Raw genomic sequence first — 21658 nt, forward strand, 5'->3', positions numbered from 1 at the left:
GGGGCACGGGGGCCGGGGGTTTGTTCCCCTCCCCGCCCCTACCCGATTCCGGGGCAAGCCCCGGCCCCCACAAGAGTGCGGGGGCTGACGCCCCCACACCCCCGATGGCGCCAGCTTCGCGGCGCCCCCGGTGCGCCCCGGGGCTCGGCGCCCCACCCCACCCCTACCCGAACCCGGGGCGGCCCCCGGACGCCACAGGAACGTAGAGGCTGACGCCCCGGCACCCCCGGCACCCCCGGCGCCGGCTTCGCGGCGTACCCGGTGCGTCCCGGGGTTTGCCCCCCTCCCCGCACCCCGGGCGCCCGGGACGCGCACTCGCCGTGCTGTCGGACTCGCGGCGGATACGCCCTACGGTGTGCAGGGCCGCCACACGCCATGGGCCCGGGCCGCAGCCCCCGTCCGCCTCCCGGACCGCAGGGCCCGCCCCGTTTATCCGTGCCGCGAAGCCGGCGCTGTCGGGGCGTGGGGGCGGCAGACCCCGCACGCCCTTGGGGGCCGGGGCTTGCCCCGGAATCGGGTAGGGGCGGGGAGGGGACAAAGCCCCCCGCAGGGGCCGAGGCCGCCGCGATCGTGACCGGCGCCGCGCCTCCCCGTAAGGTGGGCGACGGCACCGCACCCCGCCCCACCAGCCGCTTCACCGCCCGAGGAGCCCGCACCCCCATGTCCCAGCACGCCGAGCACCCCGCCTACCCCGTCGGACTCCGCCTGTCCGGGCGGCGCGTCGTTGTCGTCGGCGGCGGGCAGGTCGCGCAGCGCAGGCTGCCCGCGCTCATCGCGGCCGGCGCCGACATCGTGCTGGTGTCGCCCTCCGCCAAGGCGTCCGTCGAGGCCATGGCCGAGGCCGGTGAGATCCGCTGGGAGCGCCGCCGGTACGAAGAGGGCGACCTCACCGACGCCTGGTACGCCCTCATCGCCTCCAGCGACCCCGTCGCCAACCGCACCGCCTCCGCCGAGGCCGAACGCAACCGCGTCTGGTGCGTACGGAGCGACGACGCCGAGGCCGCCACCGCCTGGACCCCCGCCACCGGCCGCAGCGAGGGCGTCACCGTCGCCGTACTGACCGGCCGCGACCCCCGCCGCTCCGCCGCCCTGCGGGACGCCATCGTCGAGGGCCTGCGCGACGGCACGCTCGCCGCGCCCCACCACCGCACCCGCACCCCCGGCGTCGCCCTCGTCGGTGGCGGCCCCGGCGACCCCGACCTGATCACCGTGCGTGGCCGCAGGCTCCTCGCCGAGGCGGATGTCGTGATCGCCGACCGCCTCGGCCCGCGCGGCCTGCTCGACGAACTCCCGCCGCACGTCGAGGTGGTGGACGCCGCGAAGATCCCGTACGGCCGTGCCATGGCCCAGCGGGCCATCAACGACGCGCTGATAGAGCACGCCAAGGCGGGCAAGGCCGTGGTCCGCCTCAAGGGCGGCGACCCCTTCGTCTTCGGCCGCGGCATGGAAGAGGTCCACGCCCTCGCCGAGGCCGGCATCCCCTGCACCGTCGTGCCCGGCATCTCCAGCTCCATCAGCGTGCCCGCCGCCGCCGGAATCCCCGTCACCCACCGGGGAGTCGCCCATGAGTTCACCGTGGTCAGCGGCCATGTCGCCCCGGACGACGAGCGCTCGCTGGTCGACTGGGCGGCGCTCGCCCGGCTGCACGGCACGCTCGTCCTGCTGATGGCCGTCGACAAGATCGGCGCCATCGCCGAGGCGCTCGTCGCGCACGGCAAGGCGCCGGAGACGCCCGTCGCGCTGATCCAGGAGGGCACCACGGCCGCCCAGCGGCGGGTCGACGCCACACTCGCGACCGTGGCGGAGACGGTACGGACCGAGGAGGTACGGCCGCCCGCCGTCATCGTCATCGGCGACGTGGTCGCCCTCGGCGACGGCCGGCACTGAGCCGCCCCAGCCGCCGGATGCCCCCGGGCACCCACAGACGCCCCCACCTACCCACCGGACAAGGCAGTCATCACCCCGTGGCCCACCTCATCACCATCGACGACCCCGACGACCCTCGCCTGCACGACTACACCGACCTCACCGACGTCGAACTGCGCCGCAGGCGCGAGCCCGCCGAAGGGCTGTTCATCGCCGAGGGCGAGAAGGTCATCCGCCGCTCCCGCGAAGCCGGTTACGAGATGCGGTCGATGCTGCTGTCCGCGAAGTGGGTCGACACCATGCGGGATGTCATCGACGGGACTCCGGCCCCGGTGTACGAGGTGAGCCCCGCCCTCGCCGAACGCGTCACCGGCTACCACGTCCACCGCGGCGCCCTCGCCTCCATGCGCCGCAAGCCGCTTCCGGCGGTCGCCGAGGTGCTCCGTACGGCCCGCCGCGTCGCCGTCATGGAGGCGGTCAACGACCACACCAATATCGGCGCGATCTTCCGCAGCGCCGCCGCCCTCGGCATGGACGCCGTCCTGCTCTCCCCGGACTGCGCCGACCCGCTCTACCGCCGCTCGGTGAAGGTCTCGATGGGCGCGGTGTTCTCCGTACCGTACGCCCGGCTCGACGGCTGGCCGGGCGCGCTGGACACCGTTCGGGAAGCGGGGTTCAGACTGCTGGCGCTCACCCCCGACGAGCGGGCCTCCGCCATCGACGAGGCCGCGCCGCACCGGCTGGAGCGTGTCGCGCTGATGCTGGGCGCCGAGGGCGAGGGCCTTTCCGTACGGGCGCTGCGCGCCGCCGACGAGTGGGTCCGTATCCCCATGGCGCACGGGGTGGACTCGCTGAATGTCGGTGCGGCGGCCGCGGTGGCCTTCTACGCGGTCACAGCAGGCCGGCCGGAGAGCTGAAGGCCGTGCGGCGGCGGGCTCAGAGCTGCTGCGCCGCCGCGATCCCCAGCGCCACCACGAGCGTCACCACGACGAAGACGATCAGCCGCTGCCGCAGCAGCCGAGGATTGGCGGGCCGCCGCCCGCCCGAGGTCGTCCGCGGCCCGGTGGGCCGGCCTCCGCCCGTACGCCCGGTCCCGCCGCCGCGCGACTGCGACGGGCGCGAACCACCCGTACGGGAACCGCCGGTACGCGACGACGAGCCCCCCGAGCTGGGTGCGTTGGGGGCCTTCGGGGCCCTCGGGCGGGACCCGGACGAGCCGACGGGACCGGAGGAGCCGCCCGTACCGCTCGGAGTACGGCCCTGGGGGCCACGCTCGACCACGATGCGCTCGCGCTCCGTGTACCGCTCGGTCAGCCGCCCCGTCGGCAGTTCCTGGGCCTCGCGCACCCGCTGCGCGGGCGGCCGGCCCGCCGAGAGCCCCTGGACCTCCCTGGCCGCGATCTCCTTGAGCCGCATGGACAGTTGGAGCGTGCTGGGACGCTCGTCCGGGTCCTTGGCGAGACAGGCGCGCAGCAGCGGCGCGAGGGCGTCGGGCACCCCGTGCAGATGCGCCTCCTCATGGACCACCCGGTAGAGCATGACCTCCGAACTCCCGTGCCCGAAGGGCGAGTCGGCGGTCGCGGCGTACGCGAGCGTCGCCCCCAGCGAGAACACATCCGTCGCCGGGGTCACCGCCGCGCCCCGCACCTGCTCGGGGGCGAGGAACCCGGGCGACCCGACCGCTGTACCCACATGCGTCAGCGTGCTCGCGCCGGTCGCCCAGGCGATGCCGAAGTCGATGATGCGGGGGCCCTTGGGGGACAGCAGGATGTTCGACGGCTTGAGATCGCGGTGGACGACCCCGGCCTCGTGCACGGCCACCAGGCCCTCGGAGAGCGCCGCGCCCACGGAGGCCACCTCGGCGGCCGGCAGCGGGCCGTCCTCGGCGACCTTGTCGTGCAGCGAGGGGCCCGGCACGTACTGGGTGGCGAACCACGGCCGGTCCGCTTCGAGATCCGCGGCCACCAGCCGTGCCGTACAGCCGCCGCGGATCCGCCGCGCGGCGGACACCTCGCGCGCGAACCGCGACCGGAACTCCTGGTCCTCCGCCAGATCCGGGCGGATCACCTTCAGCGCGACGCGCTGCCCGCGCCGGTCGGACCCCAGATAGACGACGCCCATACCGCCGGCGCCAAGCCGCCGGTGGAGCCGGAACGAACCGACGACACGCGGGTCCTCGCGCCGGAGCCGCATCATCGCCATGTCCATCCCCGCTGCCCGGTCGTCCGTGTGACGTGGCACAGCTTACGTACCCGCGCCCCGGCGCGCTCATAGGCCGCGCCCTCGCGGACCGACCGATTGTCAGTGCGGGGTGGGAAACTTGGTAAGTGGCGGGAGGACGGCGGATCCCAAGTCCTTCCAGCCCGTGCGAGATCTCAATGGTCCGTCGCAGAAGGGGGATTGGATCGTGAAGGGTGACCGGGTGGAGATAGTCGTGGACGCGGGGGACACGACCCGTACGTATGAAGTGGTGGCGAGCAGGGCGGGCCGCCGGGTGGAGACGGCGGTGCGCCGGGGCGTGGTGGAAGTGAGCGAAGTCACCCGCAATGGATCGGTGGTCAGGACGGCCCGGTTCATGGCCACGCGCGTGCTCGCGCTGGTGGAGCAGCCGGTGCCCCGGCAGGACTCCTCGGAGCGGCCGCCGGAGTAGGGTCCTTCGTTCGGGTTGAGACCGGCAAGATCCAAACGAGAGGCTCTGGCCCCTCAGGGAAGACCCCCAGACCTGGACCCCGCTCTCCACCCTGGGGAGTACACCACCTGCCGGTGGCTCATCCCCTGGGAGGCCCGTCAATGGGTACGCGGGCATGACGTCCGGGGCGCGCCGTGTCCCTAGTGTTGAGGTCAAGCGGCGGGTGCAGCAGTTCGTCCCCCGAGGTCCGACACTCGCCGCTCTCGGGACAGACAGGGAGAGGGACCATGGCGGGCACGGCACCGCGGGCAGCGATCCGTACGCAGGGACGCAAGGCGTTCGCGGCGTTCGGCGAACGCCGGTCCGGCACACGCCACCCGCTGGTGGCGACGGCCATGGTCCTTCCCCTGGCGACCCTGCTCGTAGTCGTCTTCGGCGGCTGGGACGCGGTGGTCACACAGGCGTCGTCCGTGGGCGTGATGCTGGGGCGCTGAGCGGCGCCCCGGACCCGGGAGAGCGGCCCGGGTCGGGGACATCCGGCCAACAACCCCGTGGGGACGGGGGTGCGGCGGACGGCAGCGTTTGGCCGGTCAGCTGGGGAGCCGACCGGCCATCGCGCTGCCCGGGCACGGTCGGGCGGCCGTGAGAGGCCTGTACGTGGGTGCGCGTCCCGCGGTCCTGGCGCAGGCCGAATCAGCCGAGCGCGGCGGCACCCGGCTCCCGGCCGGGCCCCGAGTGGAGCCCGGGCTCCCGCCGCGGCTGTATCGGCGCGCGCAGACATCTCGGCCGATGGCCGAGCCCGGATCCGGGGCGCCTAGGGCCTCTCGTTTGGGTCTTGCTGGGCTCGTGTGCCCGCAGTGACATCAGCCGCTCCCGCGGCGGGCGCTCCCTGATCCAGCCAGACCCAAACGAAAGACCCTGGCGCCCGCGTCCGGTGCCGGCGCCGCTGTCCCCGGTGCCCGGCCGTCCCTTCCGGCCCCGGCCCGACGTAGGGTCCTCGTGCAGGCATGCGGGCATTTCGTACCGGGGGAGGAGGGCGCCATGAGCAAGGCCGTTGTCCGTGCGCTGGGGCTTGTCGCCCGGCGGGCCGCCCATGCCGGGGATCCCGGGGCGGATCCGGCGCGCTGTTCTGCCTGCGGAGATGCCGACGCCGTGCTCGCGCAGCGCGGTGGCGGGGTCGTCGTACGGCACGGGACAGCCGTCGCCAAGGCGCACGCCGAGGCCACGGACCCCCTGGACCACCGCGCCAGGCTCGCCGTCGCCGCACATCCGCGGCTCGCCGGGATCCTGCTGCCGCCGCTCGCCACGGACGCCCAGGCCGCCGAGAACGCCGCCGGGCGGCCCGTCACCGCGTGGCCCTACGGTGCCCCCGTCGACCCCGACGACCCCGAGGGCGCCCCCTGGGAGCAGGCGGGCACGCTCGTCGCCCGGCTGCACTCCGTACCGCTGGAAGCCGTGCGGGCCGGCGGCCTGCCGTACATGCGCGGCCCCGCCAAAGCCGCCCGCGCCGTCGCGCGGATGCGGGCCGCCGGACCGTGCCCCGCCGCCGTACCCGTACAGCGCGCCTGGGAGCGGCTCCCCGCCTGGGCGCGCGACGAAGCGGCGCCGCCCGGCCCGTACGCCCTCTGCCACGGCGATCTGCACCTCGGCCAGCTCGTACGCCACCCCGCGCCCGACGGCCCCTGGCTGCTCATCGATGTGGACGACCTCGGAATCGGCGACCCCGCCTGGGACTTGGCACGCCCCGCCGCCTGGTACGCCGCGGGGCTGCTGCCCCCGGAGATCTGGCAGCGCTTCCTCGGCGCCTACCGCGCCGCCCGCGGCCCCGCCGCGCCCCTGGCGGACGACCCCTGGCCCCGGCTCGACATCCCCGCCCGCGCCCTCACCGTCCAGACCGCCGCCCTCGCGATCGCCAAGTCCGCCGCGGAGAACCGGGATCTGGACGAGGTCGAGCGCCTGCTCGTCGACGCCTGTGCCCGGATCGCCGCGCTACCGCCGCAGTTGGAGTCCGCCCCCGAGTCCGCCTCCTCGTCGTAGGCTGAACCGACCGTCGCCGGGAGCATGTTCCGGCGATGCCGGACGAACGGCGAGGAGCTGAGCCGACGATGCAGTGTCCCAAGTGCCATGCAGCGATGCATACGTACAACCGCAATGGCGTTCAGATAGAGCAGTGCAGCGGCTGCCGGGGGATCTTCCTCGACTACGGCGAGCTGGAGGCCCTGACCCGTCTGGAGTCGCAGTGGGCGCAGCCCGCCCCGCCCGTGCCGCCGGCCCCGCAGGCCTACCCGGCGGCCTCCGCCCCCGCCTGGGGCGCCCCGCACCACGGCGGCCACCACGGCGGTCACCACCGCCAGAAGAGCTTCGGCCGGTTGCTCTTCTCCTCCTGAGAATTCCAAAGCCTCACAACAAAGCCCCCGGTCGTCGAATCCGAGACGACCGGGGGCTTTCAGTGGTGCGCGATACTGGGATTGAACCAGTGACCTCTTCCGTGTCAGGGAAGCGCTCTCCCGCTGAGCTAATCGCGCAGGTCAACCCGCATCCCCACGCCTTGCGGCAGCGGACTCGCGGCGACATGCACAGGCCTTGCGTGCGCGATACTGGGATTGAACCAGTGACCTCTTCCGTGTCAGGGAAGCGCTCTCCCGCTGAGCTAATCGCGCGGGAATCCACCGGAATAACCGAACGGATTCAGTGGACGATACTGGGATTGAACCAGTGACCTCTTCCGTGTCAGGGAAGCGCTCTCCCGCTGAGCTAATCGTCCTTGGAGGTGGAGACGGGATTTGAACCCGTGTAGACGGCTTTGCAGGCCGTTGCCTCGCCTCTCGGCCACTCCACCAGGAGCATGGGGGCGGGGATCAAGATCCCCCATATCGAGCGGACGACGAGATTCGAACTCGCGACCCTCACCTTGGCAAGGTGATGCTCTACCAACTGAGCCACGTCCGCCTGTCGTTTCCCGGCCCGTCTGCACGGCCCGGCGACATGCTGAACTCTAGCGGATTCCGGAGCCAGCACAAAAACCCGTTTCCGCAGCGTGCTGGGGTGCGTTCGCCGTGCGTTCAGACCGGAGCGCCCCAACAGAGCCTGTTCCAGTGCCGTGACCGGCGGGGAACTAGACTCGCAACCGTGCATGACCTGGTTCCCATGGCCCGATTCGGCGCCCTTCTCGCCACGGATCTGCGGGATGTCACCCATGATCCGGAGGCGCTGGGCTCCGCCGGTTTCTGGGCTGTCGCCGCGGACTTCGAGGGCCGTATCACCTGTGCCCGCTTCGGCGACGTACGGGCCGAACCGGTGCCCATCCCCGTACCGGGCCAGTGGCGCGGCCCCGCCCCCGGCGACTGGACGTCATCGCTCGGTCACACCGCGTACACCGCGGGTGTGCGCCGTATCCGCGAGTACATCGCGGCCGGTGACGTCTACCAGGTCAACCTCTGCCGTGTGCTCTCCGCGCCGCTGCCCGACCCGGCCGCGTCCGATGTCGACGCGCTGACCTCGCTGCTCGCGCGCGACAACCCGGCCCCGTACGCCGGAACGGTCCGGCTGCCCGCGCACGGCGTGGAGATCGCCACCGCCTCGCCCGAGCTGTTTCTGCGCCGTACAGGCAGCACCGTCGAGTCCGGGCCGATCAAGGGCACCGCCCGTACCGCGGCGGACCTGCTGGAGAAGGACTACGCCGAGAACGTGATGATCGTGGACCTGGTCCGCAATGATCTCGGCCGGGTCTCCTCCACCGGCTCCGTCACCGTTCCGGCCCTGTGCGCACTGGAGTCGCACCCCGGGCTGGTCCATCTCGTCTCGACCGTACGGGGCGAACTCGCCGAGGGGGCCGGCTGGCCGGAGCTGCTCTCCGCGACCTTCCCGCCCGGCTCGGTCAGCGGCGCCCCCAAGTCCAGCGCCCTGAGGATCATCGAAGAGCTGGAGACGGCGCCGCGCGGTCCCTATTGCGGGGGCGTCGGCTGGGTCGACGCCGACCGCGGCACCGCCGCGCTGGCCGTCGGCATCCGTACGTTCTGGATCGACCGCACCACCGCGCCGGGGCCCGTCCTGCGCTTCGGCGCCGGCGCCGGGATCACCTGGGGGTCCGACCCCGAGGGGGAGTGGGAGGAGACCGAACTGAAGGCGTCCCGGCTGCTCGCGATAGCGTCGGGCGCGTACGAGGCGAGCGGAAGGACGGCGTCATGAAGCTATGGGTCAACGGCGGACTGCTCACGGCGGAAGCCGCCCTGGTGTCCGTGTTCGATCATGGACTGACCGTGGGCGACGGTATCTTCGAGACGGTCAAGGCCGTCCAGGGCAAGCCCTTCGCCCTCACCCGCCATCTCGACCGGCTGGCACGCTCGGCCCGCGGCCTCGGCCTGCCGGAACCGGACCTGGACGAGGTACGGCACGCCTGTACGGCCGTCCTCGACGCCAACCCCATGCCGCTCGCACGGCTGAGGATCACCTACACCGGCGGACTCTCCCCGCTCGGCTCCGACCGTGGCGACGAGGGCCCCACCCTGGTCGTCGCGGCCAGTGCGGCGACGCGCCGCGCGGACTCCACCGCCGTCATCACCGTCCCCTGGACCCGGAACGAGCGCGGCGCGCTGGCCGGGCTCAAGACCACCTCGTACGCCGAGAACGTCGTCGCGCTCGCCCGTGCGCACGAACAGGGCGCGTCCGAGGCGCTGTTCGCCAATACCGTCGGCGCGCTCTGCGAGGGCACGGGCTCCAATGTCTTCGTCGTCCTCGACGGCGAGCTGCACACCCCGCCCCTCTCCTCCGGCTGTCTCGCCGGTATCACCCGCCTCCTGACAGCCGAGTGGGCCGGGGCGCGCGAGACCGATCTGCCGCTGGACGTGCTGGAGCGCGCGGACGAGATCTTCCTGACCTCGACCCTGCGTGACGTGCAGGCCGTCCACCGGGTCGACGGCCGTCAACTCCCGGGCGCACCCGGCCCGGTGACCGGCAAGGCGATGTGCCTCTTCGACGAGCGCTCCGGGGCCGACCTGGACCCCTGAGGGCGCCCGGGCCCCATTAACCGGATGACTCCGCCTCGTACGACGGGTACAACTCCCCTGATGACCACCACCCTGCGGCCGACCGGGCCGCTCCGGCACACCGACGACGGCGGGAAAACGCGCTCCTACGAGGTCTGCGTGAACAGCCGTCCCGTCGGCTCCATAGAACTCTCCACGGACCCCGGCTCCGGCAGTACCGCCGGGACCATCCGCGGGCTCCGGATCGACGAGCCCGACCGGCGCCGCGGCCGGGCCACCGTCGCCGCGCTCGCCGCGGAGGAGGTGCTGCGCGGCTGGGGCTGCGGGCAGGTAGAGGCCTCCGTACCGCCCTCCGCCGTAGCCGCGCTGCGCATGCTGGAGTCCCTCGGCTACGTCGAACGCAGCCGCAACATGGACAAGGAACTCCCGTCCGGCCCGCCCGCACTCCCGCCGGGCGTCGAGGGCCGTCCCATGAACGAGACGGAGTACGGCCTCTGGCACGCGCAGGCCGTCGACGGGTACGCGCGGAGCTGGGCCGACCGCGGCACCCCGCCGGACCAGGCCCGCGCCCTGGCCGAGGCCAGCCACCGCAAGCTGCTGCCCGCCGGACTCGCCACCCCCGGCGTCTCGCTGAACGTCCTGGTCCACGAGGGCGCGGTGGTCGGCCATGTCTGGGTCGCACCCCGGGAGGTACGCCCCGGCCGGCCCGGATCGTACGTGTACGACGTGGCCGTCACCGAGGGCCGGCGTGGCAAGGGGTTCGGCCGGGCGCTGATGCTGCTCGCCGAGGGGATCGCCCTGGAGTCCGGTTCGGAGCTGCTCGGGCTGCATGTCTTCGCGGGCAACACCCCGGCGATCCGGCTGTACGAATCGCTCGGGTACGAGACGACCTCCGTCAACTACTTCAAACAGCTCCTCTAGCGGCTGTGCCGGGCGCGGGCCGCCAGCAGCCGGTCGGCGGCCTGCTCGATCCGCTCGCGCAGCCCCTCCTGCCCCTTGCCGCCGTCGAGGCGCTCGTCGCCGATGATGTACGTCGGGGTGCCGGTCACCCGGAGCGCCTTGCCCTCGGCCTGGTCGGCGTCGACGGCCAGCAGATGCCGGCCGTCGATCAGGGCGGTGTCGAACTCCTCGGCGTCCAGCCCCAGCCCCCGCGCCACCTCCAGCAGAACCGGCTCGCCCCCGGCCGCCAGCTCGGCGGTCCTGGCCAGCAGGGCCTCCGCGTACTCCCAGCCCTTGCCCTGCTCGGCGGCCTCCTCGGCGGCCTGTGCGGCGGCGTACGCGTACTTGTGGCGCTCCAGCGGGAAGTGCCGCAGCCGGGTCTCCAGCTGGTCGCCGTACCGGGCACGCAGGGCGCGCAGATCGTCCAGGGCGGTGCGGCAGTCCGGGCACTGGAGGTCGAACCAGACGTCGAGGACGACGGGTCCGGCGGTGGTGAAGTCGCTCATGGGACCAGTCTCCCAGTACGCCGGGCCCGGGCGCGCAACCGGGACCTGGGGAGGACGCGTCCCCGAGATGTCCCCGAGATCCGCGGGCTCACCGTGGCCCCGATGCGGTCCTCAGGTGCAGGATGGAGAGCGGAACAATGTTCGGCCGATGAAGCGCGCGCTGCCGGGAGGATCCGATGATTGCCGAGACCATTTGCTCTGCGGTGTCAGCGGCGGGCGTGGGCATCGCCGCGGTCACGGCCTACCGCAGGCGTTTCCTCGCCGCCACCCGGATCCTGGCGTACGCGCTGGTCCCCGTGGCCCTGGTGATGACAGGCCTGGTGAAGTGGGCCGCCAACACCGCCTTCAGCCCGGTGGCCTGGCTGGGCTTCGGGCTGCTCGCGGTGGCCTGGCTGCTCTTCATGACGACGCGCCTGGTGGAGCGGCGCGGCGGCCGTACCCGTAAGGAGCGCAAGGAAGCCGCCAGGGCGGCGCGCCAGGGAGCGGTCGAACCGGCGGCCTCGGCGCCCTCGCTGGGCCCCGGTGCCAAGCCGGTCGCCCGGCCCGGGACCAAGGAGCCGGCCGTACAGCCCGCCGACGACTTCAGCGACATCGAGGCCATCCTCAAGAAGCACGGCATCTGACCCGTCGGCCCCCGGCGCGGCGGGCCCGGCGCCGGGAGCCCGGCGGCCACGGTCGCCGTGATTCGGGAGAGCATCGCAGGTGGGCGCCGTTTCCGCGGCGGTTCCGGTCCTTTGTCCACGGAATATGATGAACTCCCGCGCCGAAAACGCGTGTTGGTCATTGGCGGGGTCCGCGGTACGTCATGATCGCCCCGAGATGCTCGATACCTCCCGGGATGAAACCCCCGTTCCCACCGATGAGCAGCGCGGTTGCCTTTTCGCGCTCTCCCAGCCGCCGTTGATGATCTTTCTGGCGGTGATCGGCTCGCTGCTGCTGATGGCAGCGGTGCACGATCTGTTCCTGCTGTGAGGCTCAGCCGGCCGCTTCTTTGCGGCGAGCCCGGTACGCGGCCACATGCAGCCTGTTGCCGCAGGTCCGGCTGTCGCAGTAACGGCGCGAGCGGTTGCGCGACAGGTCGACGAACGCGTGCCCGCAGTCCGGGGCCTCGCAGCGGCGCAGCCGCTCCTGCTCACCGGCCACGACCATGAACGCCAGGGCCATGCCGCAGTCGGCGGCGAGATGATCGGCGACCGAGGCGCCCGGCGCGAAGTAGTGCACATGCCAGTCGTAGCCGTCGTGGTCGGTGAGCTGCGGCGTCGTCCCCGCGGCGGCGACCAGCCGGTTGATCAGATCGGCCGCGGCGCGCGCGTCCGGCGCCGCGAACACCTCCGCGAACCGCGCCCGTACCTCCCGTACGGCCCGCAGATCGCGGCGGCCGAGGTCACCGACCCCGCTGAGACTGTGGCTCCGTACGAAGGCGTACAGCGCCTCTATGTCCGCCAGCCCGTCGGGAGTGCCGTCCCGCGCACCGCCCGTACCGTCCTCCGGCGCGGTGTTCACCAGATCGACCACGGTGTCGAGGGCGATCCGGGTGTCGTGGGGAATCAGCACGATCCGCTCCCTGGCCTCACGCGGGCCGGTGCCCGCCGAATCCCGCTGACTTTAGCGGCTGGCCGGTGCGGGCGTGGCGGGCACCGGGAGCCGGGCGCCCGCGGGAACGGCCGCGGGGGCGGCCGTGGGATCAGCTGAGGGAAGCACTGTGGAACGGCTGTGGGAACGCATCGACGCCGTCGTCGCGGTGGGGCCGCGGCGACGGCGTCGGTGTCCTCCGTATGCGGTTGTCCGCACGGCGCCGTCTCCCCGAGTCGGACGGCGCCGAGCAGCCCTCTGCCTGGCTCAGCTCTCGGCCAGGATGTGTGAGAGCTCCGTGTCGAGATCGAAGTGACGATGCTCGGTGCCCGGCGGCACCGCGGCGTCGGTCCTTTTGAGGAACGACTCCAGGGCCCGCGCCGGGGCCTCCAGCAACGCTTCGCCCTCTGGAGAGCTCAATGCGATACAGACGACGCCCTGACCATGGCTGCGGGAAGGCCAGACCCGGACGTCGCCGGTGCCGGTGGGCCGATGCAGCCCCTCGGCGAGAAGGTCTCGGGCGAAAACCCACTCGACCGTCTCTTCGGCTCCAGTGTGGAAGGTGGCGTGCACGGCGTAAGGATCGGCCGTGTCATACCGCAGGCCCGCTGGTACAGGCAGTGAGGACTCGCTCGATACAACGAGGCGCAGGTGCAGCTCGCAGCTGACCGTGGTGTTCATAAGCGCCAGGGCCTTTCGCTCAGTGTGCGCTCGGGGATTCGCACGTCGGCGAATTCGACATGCCACCTATAGTGCCGTTGTAAACCCCTCTGTCTCTTTTGTGCAGCTTCAGGTACCTCGTACAGCGGTGTGTGACTTCAGGCCATACGGCCATTCCGGTGATGTCCGGCGTTCAGGTAGGTTGGTCTTATGCATGCGGAGAGTGACGAGCGGGGGCGCGTCGTCGTACCGGAGGCCGCGGAGGGCGCGGCCGGCAAGACCCCCGAAGGGGCGGCGGATCCGGCGGCCGGGGCGGAGCCGGAGCTGGGCTCGCGGGCACCGGGATTCGTCAAGGCGTCGCGGCCCCTCCATCTGAGCTGGCAGGTCGGCGTTTTTGTGGTAGGCCTCGCGGTCGTCGCGGCGGGCGTGTCCATGCTCGTGCTGCCGGGGCCCGGCTGGCTGGTGATCTTCGGCGGGATGGCGATCTGGGCGACCGAATTCGTCTGGGCCCAATTGGTCCTGCGCTGGACCAAACGGAAAGTGACGGAAGCGGCGCAGAAGGCGCTCGATCCGAAGGTCCGTCGGCGGAACATGATCCTGACGGCGATCGGTCTGGTGATCATCGTCGTGCTCCTCGCGATCTACCTCTGGAAGTTCGGGATCGTCGTGCCCTGGAAGATCGACGAGTGACCCGGCGCGCGTCGGAGAGCGCCGCTGACATCGGGTAATGTGTGCGGTGCGCCCGGGCGATTAGCTCAGTGGGAGAGCGCTTCGTTCACACCGAAGAGGTCACTGGTTCGAACCCAGTATCGCCCACAAGATCGAGGGCGGCGTGTGCTCGCGGAAGGCGCGAGCCACGTCGCCCTCGTCGTTGTTCCCGCCTGCTCAGTGCATCCGGTTCAGGCTCCTGCGGAGCCTCCGCGCGTCCTTGAGGCGTTGTTCGTACGTGGCCCCCGTCGCCAGCAGGAGCAGGCCCGCGAGGGCCGGGGGCAGCCAGCGGGGGAGTGCGTCCACGACCTGGACGACGTACGGCGCCAGCTCGTGCAGGGCCACCAGGGCGAGGACCGTACCGCCGAGCAGCAGCGGTGCCTGGAGGCTCAGCCGGGCGCCCGCGAGGGTGAGGGCCAGGGCCGCGAGCCCCAGCAGCAGCGGGCGCGCCCAGTGGGTGTCGCCCCAGGCCGCCAGCAGGCTCGGCAGCAGCGTCGACGCCAGGCCCGGGCCGTACGCCGTCCAGGACGAGGCCGCCGGGTCGCGGCGGCTCCGCAGCAGGCCGACGGCGAGCGCGGGGACGGTCACGGGCAGGGTGTACGCCTCGGGCACCGACACCTCCGAGGCGGCCAGCCGTACCCAGGTGGCCAGGACGAAGAGCGCCGCCGCGGCGTACCCGGCCGCCTTTCTGCGCTCGGGGCGGATGGCCGTACCCGCCGCGATCACCCCGCACAGCGCGAGCACCAGGGCCAGTACGGGTACCTGCCGCGAAGCCAGGGCCACCGCGAGGAGCGCCGCACCGGCCGCGGTGATCTCGACCGGCATCGCCACCGGTCGGGTACGCGGCCGTGCGCTCAGCAGGGCCGCCGCCGCGGGTACCACGAGGAGGGTTACGGCGGTGTGTTCGGCGGACAGCCCGGCTGCCGCGGACGCGGCGGCCACCAGAGCGGTCGCGTACCCGACGGCCGTACAGGCGAGGGCCGCGCTGACCGCCCTCTGGGTCCCTGCACGCACAGCGCCCACCGTGGCAGCGGCGAACAGGGCCGTCAGCACCGCGAGCGCGGTCACCGTCGCGGGCCGGGTGCCCAGCGAAAGCAGCGCGCCACCGACCGAGCCCAGCGTGGCACAGCACAGTGCGGTGACCGCCGCCGGCGAGTCTGCGGGGATCCGGGGGTGGACGGCCGGCGCGAGCAGGGCCGCCGTCAGCAGCAGTGGCACGGCCACCGTGACCGGGTAGGCCGGGGCCAGGACCAGCGGCAGCACCAGCACACCCGCCCAGCCCAGCGCGACGGCACCGCAGAGCGCGGGCGTCCGCAGGCCGTTTTCCTCGCCCCAGGCGTCGGGCAGCGGACGGTACGCCCAAGCCGTCAGCGCCCCGGCCGCCACCAGCAGAACCACCGGCGCCGCGGGCTGGTACGGCCATGACACTGCCGGTGTGCCCGTCCAGATCTCCGGGACACGGGCAAGTCCGCCCAGCAGCGCCACTCCCACCGACGGCAGCGCCCACAACACCGACACGCCCAGCACTGCCCCGGCCGCCCATGTCAGCCCCCGTACGACCGGCCGCGCGAGCCGGGTCCGTACGGCTGCGAGCAGCGCGATCCCGCACAGCAGATAGCCCGGAACGGCCCAGTCCTCCGGGACCGCCGTACGGATCACACCGCCGACCGCGGTGACCCCCGCCAGGCCCGCCACGACCGCGCAGGCGAGCGCGACTCCACCCGCCCGGCGGGCCACGAAGAGCCCCAGGGCCGCCGCCGCGAGCAGCAGCACGGCCGGGCGGAACGCCTCGGCCGGTGTCTCCGCCAGGACGGACAGCGTCCCGCCCCACAGCAGCGCCCCGCTCGCGGTCACCCAGGCGGTGGCGCCCGCGAAGGCCCGTACCGTACGAGACCCCGCCCACAGCGCGGCCGCCGTGTCCAGCGCGGCCGTCACCAGCAGCGCCCAGGCGATCGTCAGCGGCGTGGCGCCGGCGGCCAGCGCCCAGAGGGGGAGCGGGAGTTGGGCCGTCAGCACGGCGGCGGGCAGCGGGCCGCGCAGGGCGGGGAGAGCCGTACCGTACCCGGCCCAGAGCACGGCCAGGACAGCGGTGGCCGCCGCCGTATAGCCGATTCCGTCGGTGTCCGGGAGCGCCACCCGGTACAGCGCGTACGCGTCGAGGACCGTGAGCACCAGACCCAGCGCGGCCACCGCCTCGGCCGTCGAGCGCAGACCGCGGCGCAGCAGTGGCACCGGGGCGGCGAGGGCCAGGGCGGTCACCCCGGTCAGCACCGCCGCGCGGCCGCCGATCCCCATATGGCCCCAGCTCACGAGGGTGAAGGCGATCGCGGCGACCGCCAGCAGCACCCCGCCCAGCAGGAGCAGTACATTCTGCGCGCCGGCCGGCGGGGAGGGCTCGGGTGTGACCGGGCGTACGGTCTGCGCCGGCCGAGCCGTGGCACTCAGCAGATACGCCCGGCGCGCCAGCAACTGGCCTCTGCGTGTGTCGAGTCGGGCCAGTTCCTGATCGATGAGCGCCAGCTCATGGGCGGGCGGCGGAACATTCTCCATGGACGCGAGTGTGGTCCGCGCCACACGCCCTGCCATGGGCTCCCGTACTCAGATCCGGCCATGAGTACCCGGCGCCCGCTTCACATCCGGTTCGCCGGTTCGCAACGGGTTTGAAGGACACCTGCCGGGACCTGTAAGGTTCAGTGCGTTCCCGGGCGATTAGCTCAGTGGGAGAGCGCTTCGTTCACACCGAAGAGGTCACTGGTTCGAAACCAGTATCGCCCACCGGGAAAGGCCGGTCCGTCAACAGACGGACCGGCCTTCGCGCGTTCGGACGGACATCGGACGGACTGCGGACGGACAACAGACGAACGGCCTGCGGACAGTCAGCGCCTCCCCGTGGTCAGGCCGCCGCGGCGGGCAGTTCGGGGCGGAGCGGCCAGGCCGGGTCCACCGCCTCCTCCGTGCCGTTGCGCGAGAACCACGCCTGGAGGCCCCGCGCCTGTGCCGCGTGCCACACCGCCTGGAGCGTATGCAGCTCGGGGGCGCTCAGCCGCTCCAGCCGGGTCGCGAACCGCCGGCCCACCGCCCGTACCACCTCCAGCGCCGCCACCGCGTCGACGGCCGCGTCATGCGCCCCGTCCAGCTCCACCCCGTAATGCGCGCACAGATCGGTCAGCGTACGGCGGCCCTTGCGATAGCGGTCCAGGTGCTTGTCCAGGACCCGTGGATCCAGCACACAGAGCGGCACATGCTCCAGGCAGCGCCCCAGGGACGAAGCCCGGTGCCGCCGCAACTCCCGGTCCAGGATGGTCAGATCGAACGGCGCGTTCATCACCACCAGCGGCCGGCCCGCGCCGCACTGCTCGGCCAGCGCCCTGGCCATCTCCTCCACTGCCGGCGCCGGCCAGCGCCCGTTGCGGTGCAGGAAGTCGTCCGTCAGACCGTGCACTTCGGTGGCGGCCGCGGGCACGGGCACCCCCGGATCGATCAGCCAGCGGGTCACCCGCGGCCTGCCGCCTGCCATGTCCTGGACGACGAGCGCGGCCGAAACGATCCGGTCCTGCTCGACGTCCACCCCTGTTGTCTCGGTGTCGAACGCTGCCAACGGGCCTTCATACCAACGCGTCATCCCCGAACTCCTCGCGCCTGAGCGGCAGATGGCGTCCGGCCACTGCCCGAACCGGTGATACCCGGACAGCATGTTCGGTACGCGCCGTTTACGGCGGGCTCCACACGGTGACAACACTGTTGTCGGGTACGTGAGTTGACGTCCCGTCGCTCCAACTGACCGGTACGGCCCGGAAGGCACCCTGAGCCATGGCGCTCGCCAAGCCCGAACCGGGTGGGCTGCTGCCCGAGCGGATGGCACCGCTGCGAGGAGCGCTCGCCACCACCGCCTGCATGGAGACTCTCCAGGTGGGCTACCTCCACGCAGTTGCCGCCGCCGCGGGCTGCTCACTCAGCCAGCCCTTTCCCGACAACGGCATCGACTGGCACGTGAGTCACAGCGCGCCAGGACATCTCGTGGACGACGAAGTCACCATCAAGGTGCAGCTCAAATGCACCTACCAGATTCCGCCGCACCCGGCGGGCCCCGCCTTCTCCTTCACCCTCGACAACGCCCACCTCGTCAAACTCGCCCGTACCCCGGTCTCCGTGCACAAGATCCTGGTCGTGATGCTCGTGCCCAGGACCCAGGACGAATGGCTGCGCGCCAGCCATGACCGGCTCGACCTCAGACACTGCTGCTACTGGACCAATCTGGCCGGCCATCCGGTGACCGGCCGCTACCGCACCACGGTGCGGGTGCCCACCGCGCGGATCTTCGACGACCGGGCGCTCTGCGAGATCATGACCCGTGTCGGGTCGGGAGGGAGACCATGATGCGCTGGCCGTCCGACGAGCCAGTTCGTTCCCATGCGTCCCACACGCCGATCGACCTGCCGGATCCGCTGTCCGGCGCCGACCCTCTCAGCGAGGGCGGCGCCTTCGGCGGGGCCGAGCCCCCTGACAGGTTCGACGGGGGAGCGGCGCCGGGACCTGACCCCGCCAGGACCGATCCCGTTGTCCTCGGCGCGCTGCTCGCCCGGCACGGCTGGCGGCGGCGCGGCGGGGCCCCCGGGCGCTATGCCCGCTGGACACCACCGGGTCCTGGCTCCCGCGGTACGAGCCTGCTCGTGCCCGAGAGCCGGGCCTTCCCCGACTGCGAGGACCTGCTGGCCGAGGCCCTCACCGCACTCACCCACAGCGCGGCGCCGTCCGCGCGCGAGGTGCTGGTCGGCCTCGCCGTGCCGAGCGACGAGATCCGCTGGTGGCGCGATGTGCCGCCGGGGCCCTCGGGCGCGGCGGAGTGGACCGTACAGGAACAGCTCCGTACGGCGGCCCGGCAGTTACTGCTCGCCGGAGCGCTCGCCGTACGCGGCAGGGCCGGGTATTACGGAGCGCGCCACCGCAGGCAGGCGCAGGAGTCCCTCGACGGGGTGCTGGTCGGACCCGCCCCCGCAGGGCGCGAGCTGACCGCCTTCCTGCCGGTGACGACCGGGCGGGCCGTGGCCGTACGGCTCCATCACGCGCTGTCGGCGGCCCGCGAGGCCACCGACTACCAGCGGGCCACCGGCGGCATGGAGGCCTTCGACTCCGCGGTGGAGGCGGGGGTGAGCCGCGAGCTGACCGAGGCGCTGGTGGCGCTCGTCCGCGGCACGGAGGGCGCCCGGGTCGCGCTGGCCTGGGCCCCCGGCGCGGGCGTGCCCGAGGGGTGCGCCGCCCGTCCCGAGCCGGTGGAGTTCTCGCCCGGCGATCTGCCCGCGCTGCGCGAGGCGGGCAAGCGCTATCTGCGCGACGAGCCGTCCGTACCGGTACGGATCACCGGCGCCGTGATCCGGATGCGCCGGGCCGGTCCCGGCGGCGACGGATCCGTACGGCTGCGGGTCCTCGCGGGCGCCGAGATCCCGCACGTACGGGTCGCGCTCGACGAGGAGTCGTACCGCGTCGCGGGCCAGGCGCACCTTCTCGGACTGCCGATCCGGGTGGTCGGCCGGCTGGAGAGCCGCGGCGGGTTCCGCAGGCTCACCGACGCCAGCGGGGTGGTGCCCGTCCAGGTCGACGAGGCGGAGCGGGACCGGCTGATGAAGTCGCTCCAGGAGAATCTGGACTACTTCGAAGAGGTCTGCGGCGGGGGCGACTGACGGCGGCGAGCGGGCCGGTCCGCCGGCCTGCCTGGTCCCGCCCGGTCAATCGCTTCGCGAGCGGCCCTCCCGGCTCGGTACGATTCAGACGCGCAGTGTCCGCTGCCGCGCCCCAGAGTCAGGAGAGACCGGTGTCAGACGTCCGTGTGATCATCCAACGCGATTCCGAGCGGGAAGAGCGCGTGGTGACGACGGGCACTACGGCGGCCGAGCTCTTCCCCGGCGAGCGCTCCGTGATCGCCGCGCGCGTCGGCGGCGAGCTGAAGGACCTCGCGTACGAGCCCGCCGACGGCGAGATCGTCGAGCCCGTCGAGATCTCCTCCGAGGACGGGCTCAACATCCTGCGCCACTCCACAGCGCATGTCATGGCGCAGGCCGTGCAGGAGCTGTTCCCCGAGGCCAAGCTGGGTATCGGCCCGCCGGTCAGGGACGGCTTCTACTACGACTTCGATGTGGCGGCCCCCTTCCACCCCGATGACCTCAAGGCCATCGAGAAGAAGATGCAGGAGATCCAGAAGCGCGGCCAGCGCTTCTCGCGGCGCGTCGTCACCGACGAGGAGGCGCGCGCGGAGCTGGCCGGCGAGCCGTACAAGCTGGAGCTGATCGGCATCAAGGGCGCCGCGTCGGCCGAGGACGGCGCGGATGTCGAGGTCGGCGCCGGCGAGCTGACCATCTACGACAACCTTGACGCCAAGACCGGCGAGCTGTGCTGGAAGGACCTGTGCCGCGGCCCGCACCTGCCGAGCACCCGGCACATCCCGGCGTTCAAGCTGATGCGGAACGCGTCGGCGTACTGGCGGGGCAGCGAGAAGAACAAGCAGCTCCAGCGCATCTACGGCACCGCGTGGCCGTCGAAGGAAGAGCTGAAGGCGCATCTGGAATTCCTCGCGGAGGCGGAGAAGCGCGACCACCGCAAGCTCGGCAGCGAACTCGACCTGTTCTCCATCCCGGAGGAGATCGGCTCCGGACTGGCGGTCTTCCACCCCAAGGGCGGTGTCGTACGCCGGGCCATGGAGGACTACTCGCGGCGGCGGCACGAGGAGGAGGGGTACGAGTTCGTCTACACCCCGCACGCCACCAAGGGGAACCTCTTCGAGAAGTCGGGCCACCTCGACTGGTACGCCGACGGCATGTACCCGCCCATGCAGCTCGACGAGGGCGTGGACTACTACCTCAAGCCCATGAACTGCCCGATGCACAACCTGATCTTCGACGCGCGGGGCCGCTCCTACCGCGAACTGCCTCTGCGCCTCTTCGAGTTCGGGACGGTGTACCGGTACGAGAAGTCGGGCGTCGTGCACGGTCTGACCCGGGCCCGCGGCTTCACCCAGGACGACGCGCACATCTACTGCACCCGTGAGCAGATGGCGGACGAGCTGGACTCGACGCTGACCTTCGTGCTCAACCTGCTGCGCGACTACGGTCTGACCGACTTCTATCTGGAACTGTCGACCAAGGACGAGACCAAGTTCGTCGGCTCGGACGAGGCCTGGGAAGAGGCCACCGAGGTGCTGCGGAAGGTGGCCGAGAAGCAGGGCCTGCCGTTGACCCCCGACCCGGGCGGCGCCGCGTTCTACGGCCCGAAGATCTCGGTGCAGGCGCGGGACGCCATCGGGCGCACCTGGCAGATGTCGACCATCCAGCTCGACTTCAACCTCCCCGACCGCTTCGATCTCGAATACACCGCGCCGGACGGCTCCAAGCAGCGGCCGGTCATGATCCACCGCGCGCTCTTCGGCTCCATCGAGCGGTTCTTCGCGGTCCTGCTTGAGCACTACGCGGGCGCGTTCCCGGCGTGGCTGGCGCCGGTGCAGGCGGTGGGCATCCCGGTGGGTGACGCGCATGTGCCGTACCTCCAGGAGTTCGCGGCGGAGGCGAAGCGGAAGGGGCTGCGCGTCGAGGTGGACGCGTCCTCGGACCGTATGCAGAAGAAGATCAGGAACCAGCAGCGCCAGAAGGTGCCGTTCATGATCATTGTCGGTGACGAGGACATGCACGCGGGTACGGTGTCGTTCCGCTACCGCGACGGCTCGCAGGAGAACGGGATTCCGCGCGACCAGGCGCTGGCCAAGCTGGTGGATGTGGTGGAGCGCCGCGTACAGGTGTGACACGCGT

At 72.3% G+C, this 21658-nt stretch carries 21 protein-coding genes and 7 tRNA genes; 17 read left to right on the plus strand and 11 right to left on the minus strand.

Translation table 11 applies throughout. From position 1 onward, the window contains the following. Positions 1–660: 660 nt before the first annotated feature. A complete protein-coding gene (cobA, locus tag ACFU9P_RS21585; protein WP_384083230.1) occupies positions 661–1887 on the plus strand; it encodes a uroporphyrinogen-III C-methyltransferase in 1227 nt (408 codons plus the stop codon). A 77-nt stretch (positions 1888–1964) separates the two neighbouring features. Next, positions 1965–2783: a TrmH family RNA methyltransferase gene (locus tag ACFU9P_RS21590; RefSeq protein ID WP_376373263.1), complete on the plus strand. Its 819-nt coding sequence runs from the start codon at positions 1965–1967 to the stop codon at positions 2781–2783. Between the two features lie 19 nt (positions 2784–2802). Here the strand turns inward: ACFU9P_RS21590 and ACFU9P_RS21595 are convergent, their stop codons facing one another. Next, on the minus strand, positions 2803–4074 hold the full coding sequence (locus ACFU9P_RS21595) for a serine/threonine-protein kinase (protein WP_376373351.1): 1272 nt from the start codon (positions 4072–4074) through the stop codon (positions 2803–2805). A 199-nt stretch (positions 4075–4273) separates the two neighbouring features. Here ACFU9P_RS21595 and ACFU9P_RS21600 point away from each other — a divergent pair, with 199 nt between their 5' ends. The 4 genes from ACFU9P_RS21600 (at position 4274) to ACFU9P_RS21615 (ending at position 6882) form a co-directional block, all read left to right on the plus strand. Further along, positions 4274–4516 (plus strand): hypothetical protein, encoded by a 243-nt coding sequence (locus ACFU9P_RS21600; RefSeq protein WP_376373266.1) that lies wholly within the window; start codon positions 4274–4276, stop codon positions 4514–4516. Between the two features lie 266 nt (positions 4517–4782). Then, a complete protein-coding gene (locus ACFU9P_RS21605; RefSeq protein WP_217309609.1) occupies positions 4783–4989 on the plus strand; it encodes a hypothetical protein in 207 nt (68 codons plus the stop codon). 547 nt (positions 4990–5536) lie between these two features. Beyond that, positions 5537–6532: a phosphotransferase family protein gene (locus ACFU9P_RS21610; RefSeq protein ID WP_384083235.1), complete on the plus strand. Its 996-nt coding sequence runs from the start codon at positions 5537–5539 to the stop codon at positions 6530–6532. Positions 6533–6600: 68 nt separating this feature from the next. Then, positions 6601–6882 carry a zf-TFIIB domain-containing protein gene (locus tag ACFU9P_RS21615; RefSeq protein WP_376373271.1) on the plus strand — a complete coding sequence of 94 codons (282 nt, stop codon included), beginning with the start codon at positions 6601–6603 and terminating at the stop codon, positions 6880–6882. Positions 6883–6945: 63 nt separating this feature from the next. Here the strand turns inward: ACFU9P_RS21615 and ACFU9P_RS21620 are convergent. From ACFU9P_RS21620 to ACFU9P_RS21640, 5 genes are all read right to left on the minus strand, one after another. Further along, positions 6946–7020 (minus strand) — tRNA-Val (locus ACFU9P_RS21620). 63 nt (positions 7021–7083) lie between these two features. Next, a tRNA-Val gene (locus ACFU9P_RS21625) sits at positions 7084–7155 on the minus strand. Between the two features lie 32 nt (positions 7156–7187). Next, positions 7188–7259, minus strand: a tRNA-Val gene (locus ACFU9P_RS21630). Position 7260: 1 nt separating this feature from the next. Then, a tRNA-Cys gene (locus ACFU9P_RS21635) sits at positions 7261–7334 on the minus strand. 37 nt (positions 7335–7371) lie between these two features. Further along, positions 7372–7444: transfer RNA gene (locus tag ACFU9P_RS21640), tRNA-Gly, on the minus strand. Positions 7445–7624: 180 nt separating this feature from the next. On the opposite strand from ACFU9P_RS21640, the gene ACFU9P_RS21645 reads away from it, so the two are divergent. Genes ACFU9P_RS21645 through ACFU9P_RS21655 form a run of 3 tightly spaced genes read left to right on the plus strand, consistent with a single transcriptional unit; the run spans position 7625 to position 10401 of the window. Continuing rightward, positions 7625–8683 carry a chorismate-binding protein gene (locus tag ACFU9P_RS21645; RefSeq protein ID WP_384083238.1) on the plus strand — a complete coding sequence of 353 codons (1059 nt, stop codon included), beginning with the start codon at positions 7625–7627 and terminating at the stop codon, positions 8681–8683. After that, positions 8680–9501 (plus strand): aminotransferase class IV, encoded by an 822-nt coding sequence (locus ACFU9P_RS21650; RefSeq protein ID WP_384083241.1) that lies wholly within the window; start codon positions 8680–8682, stop codon positions 9499–9501. Before ACFU9P_RS21645 ends, ACFU9P_RS21650 begins: the two co-directional genes overlap by 4 nt. A 60-nt stretch (positions 9502–9561) precedes the next feature. Then, complete coding sequence (locus tag ACFU9P_RS21655) at positions 9562–10401, plus strand: GNAT family N-acetyltransferase (protein WP_384083244.1); 840 nt, start codon at positions 9562–9564, stop codon at positions 10399–10401. Here the strand turns inward: ACFU9P_RS21655 and ACFU9P_RS21660 are convergent. After that, a complete protein-coding gene (locus tag ACFU9P_RS21660) occupies positions 10398–10925 on the minus strand; it encodes a DsbA family protein (protein ID WP_384083247.1) in 528 nt (175 codons plus the stop codon). The genes ACFU9P_RS21655 and ACFU9P_RS21660 overlap by 4 nt on opposite strands. A gap of 176 nt (positions 10926–11101) precedes the next feature. Here ACFU9P_RS21660 and ACFU9P_RS21665 point away from each other — a divergent pair, with 176 nt between their 5' ends. Both ACFU9P_RS21665 and ACFU9P_RS21670 read left to right on the plus strand, forming a co-directional pair. Then, positions 11102–11548 (plus strand): hypothetical protein, encoded by a 447-nt coding sequence (locus ACFU9P_RS21665; protein WP_376373286.1) that lies wholly within the window; start codon positions 11102–11104, stop codon positions 11546–11548. A gap of 196 nt (positions 11549–11744) precedes the next feature. After that, on the plus strand, positions 11745–11897 hold the full coding sequence (locus ACFU9P_RS21670) for a hypothetical protein (RefSeq protein WP_198533903.1): 153 nt from the start codon (positions 11745–11747) through the stop codon (positions 11895–11897). 3 nt (positions 11898–11900) lie between these two features. Here ACFU9P_RS21670 and ACFU9P_RS21675 read toward each other — a convergent pair whose 3' ends face one another. Then, positions 11901–12479: a CGNR zinc finger domain-containing protein gene (locus ACFU9P_RS21675; protein ID WP_384083252.1), complete on the minus strand. Its 579-nt coding sequence runs from the start codon at positions 12477–12479 to the stop codon at positions 11901–11903. Between the two features lie 285 nt (positions 12480–12764). Continuing rightward, positions 12765–13178 carry an SsgA family sporulation/cell division regulator gene (locus ACFU9P_RS21680; RefSeq protein WP_003959770.1) on the minus strand — a complete coding sequence of 138 codons (414 nt, stop codon included), beginning with the start codon at positions 13176–13178 and terminating at the stop codon, positions 12765–12767. 189 nt (positions 13179–13367) lie between these two features. Here ACFU9P_RS21680 and ACFU9P_RS21685 point away from each other — a divergent pair, with 189 nt between their 5' ends. After that, entirely contained in the window at positions 13368–13847 is a 480-nt protein-coding gene (locus tag ACFU9P_RS21685; protein WP_376373292.1) for a TIGR02611 family protein, read from the plus strand. 54 nt (positions 13848–13901) lie between these two features. Then, positions 13902–13973: transfer RNA gene (locus ACFU9P_RS21690), tRNA-Val, on the plus strand. A 69-nt stretch (positions 13974–14042) separates the two neighbouring features. On the opposite strand, the gene ACFU9P_RS21695 is transcribed toward ACFU9P_RS21690, so the two are convergent. After that, positions 14043–16415: an SCO7613 C-terminal domain-containing membrane protein gene (locus tag ACFU9P_RS21695; RefSeq protein ID WP_384083255.1), complete on the minus strand. Its 2373-nt coding sequence runs from the start codon at positions 16413–16415 to the stop codon at positions 14043–14045. A gap of 153 nt (positions 16416–16568) precedes the next feature. Between ACFU9P_RS21695 and ACFU9P_RS21700 the strand changes: the two genes are divergently transcribed. Next, positions 16569–16640: transfer RNA gene (locus tag ACFU9P_RS21700), tRNA-Val, on the plus strand. A gap of 118 nt (positions 16641–16758) precedes the next feature. Here the strand turns inward: ACFU9P_RS21700 and ACFU9P_RS21705 are convergent. Continuing rightward, the gene (locus ACFU9P_RS21705) at positions 16759–17487 is read right to left on the minus strand and encodes a 3'-5' exonuclease (RefSeq protein WP_376373298.1); all 729 of its coding nucleotides are present in this window, start codon (positions 17485–17487) and stop codon (positions 16759–16761) included. 188 nt (positions 17488–17675) lie between these two features. Between ACFU9P_RS21705 and ACFU9P_RS21710 the strand changes: the two genes are divergently transcribed. From ACFU9P_RS21710 to thrS, 3 genes are all read left to right on the plus strand, one after another. After that, entirely contained in the window at positions 17676–18242 is a 567-nt protein-coding gene (locus ACFU9P_RS21710) for a DUF4365 domain-containing protein (RefSeq protein WP_046505650.1), read from the plus strand. Next, a complete protein-coding gene (locus tag ACFU9P_RS21715) occupies positions 18239–19543 on the plus strand; it encodes a hypothetical protein (RefSeq protein WP_384083260.1) in 1305 nt (434 codons plus the stop codon). The genes ACFU9P_RS21710 and ACFU9P_RS21715 overlap by 4 nt, the downstream gene beginning before the upstream one ends. A 131-nt stretch (positions 19544–19674) precedes the next feature. Continuing rightward, entirely contained in the window at positions 19675–21651 is a 1977-nt protein-coding gene (thrS, locus tag ACFU9P_RS21720) for a threonine--tRNA ligase (RefSeq protein WP_376373302.1), read from the plus strand. Positions 21652–21658: the final 7 nt, after the last annotated feature.

It is taken from the genome of Streptomyces sp. NPDC057617 (genome assembly GCF_042800555.1).
In the GTDB taxonomy this organism is placed as follows: Bacteria; Actinomycetota; Actinomycetes; order Streptomycetales; family Streptomycetaceae; genus Streptomyces.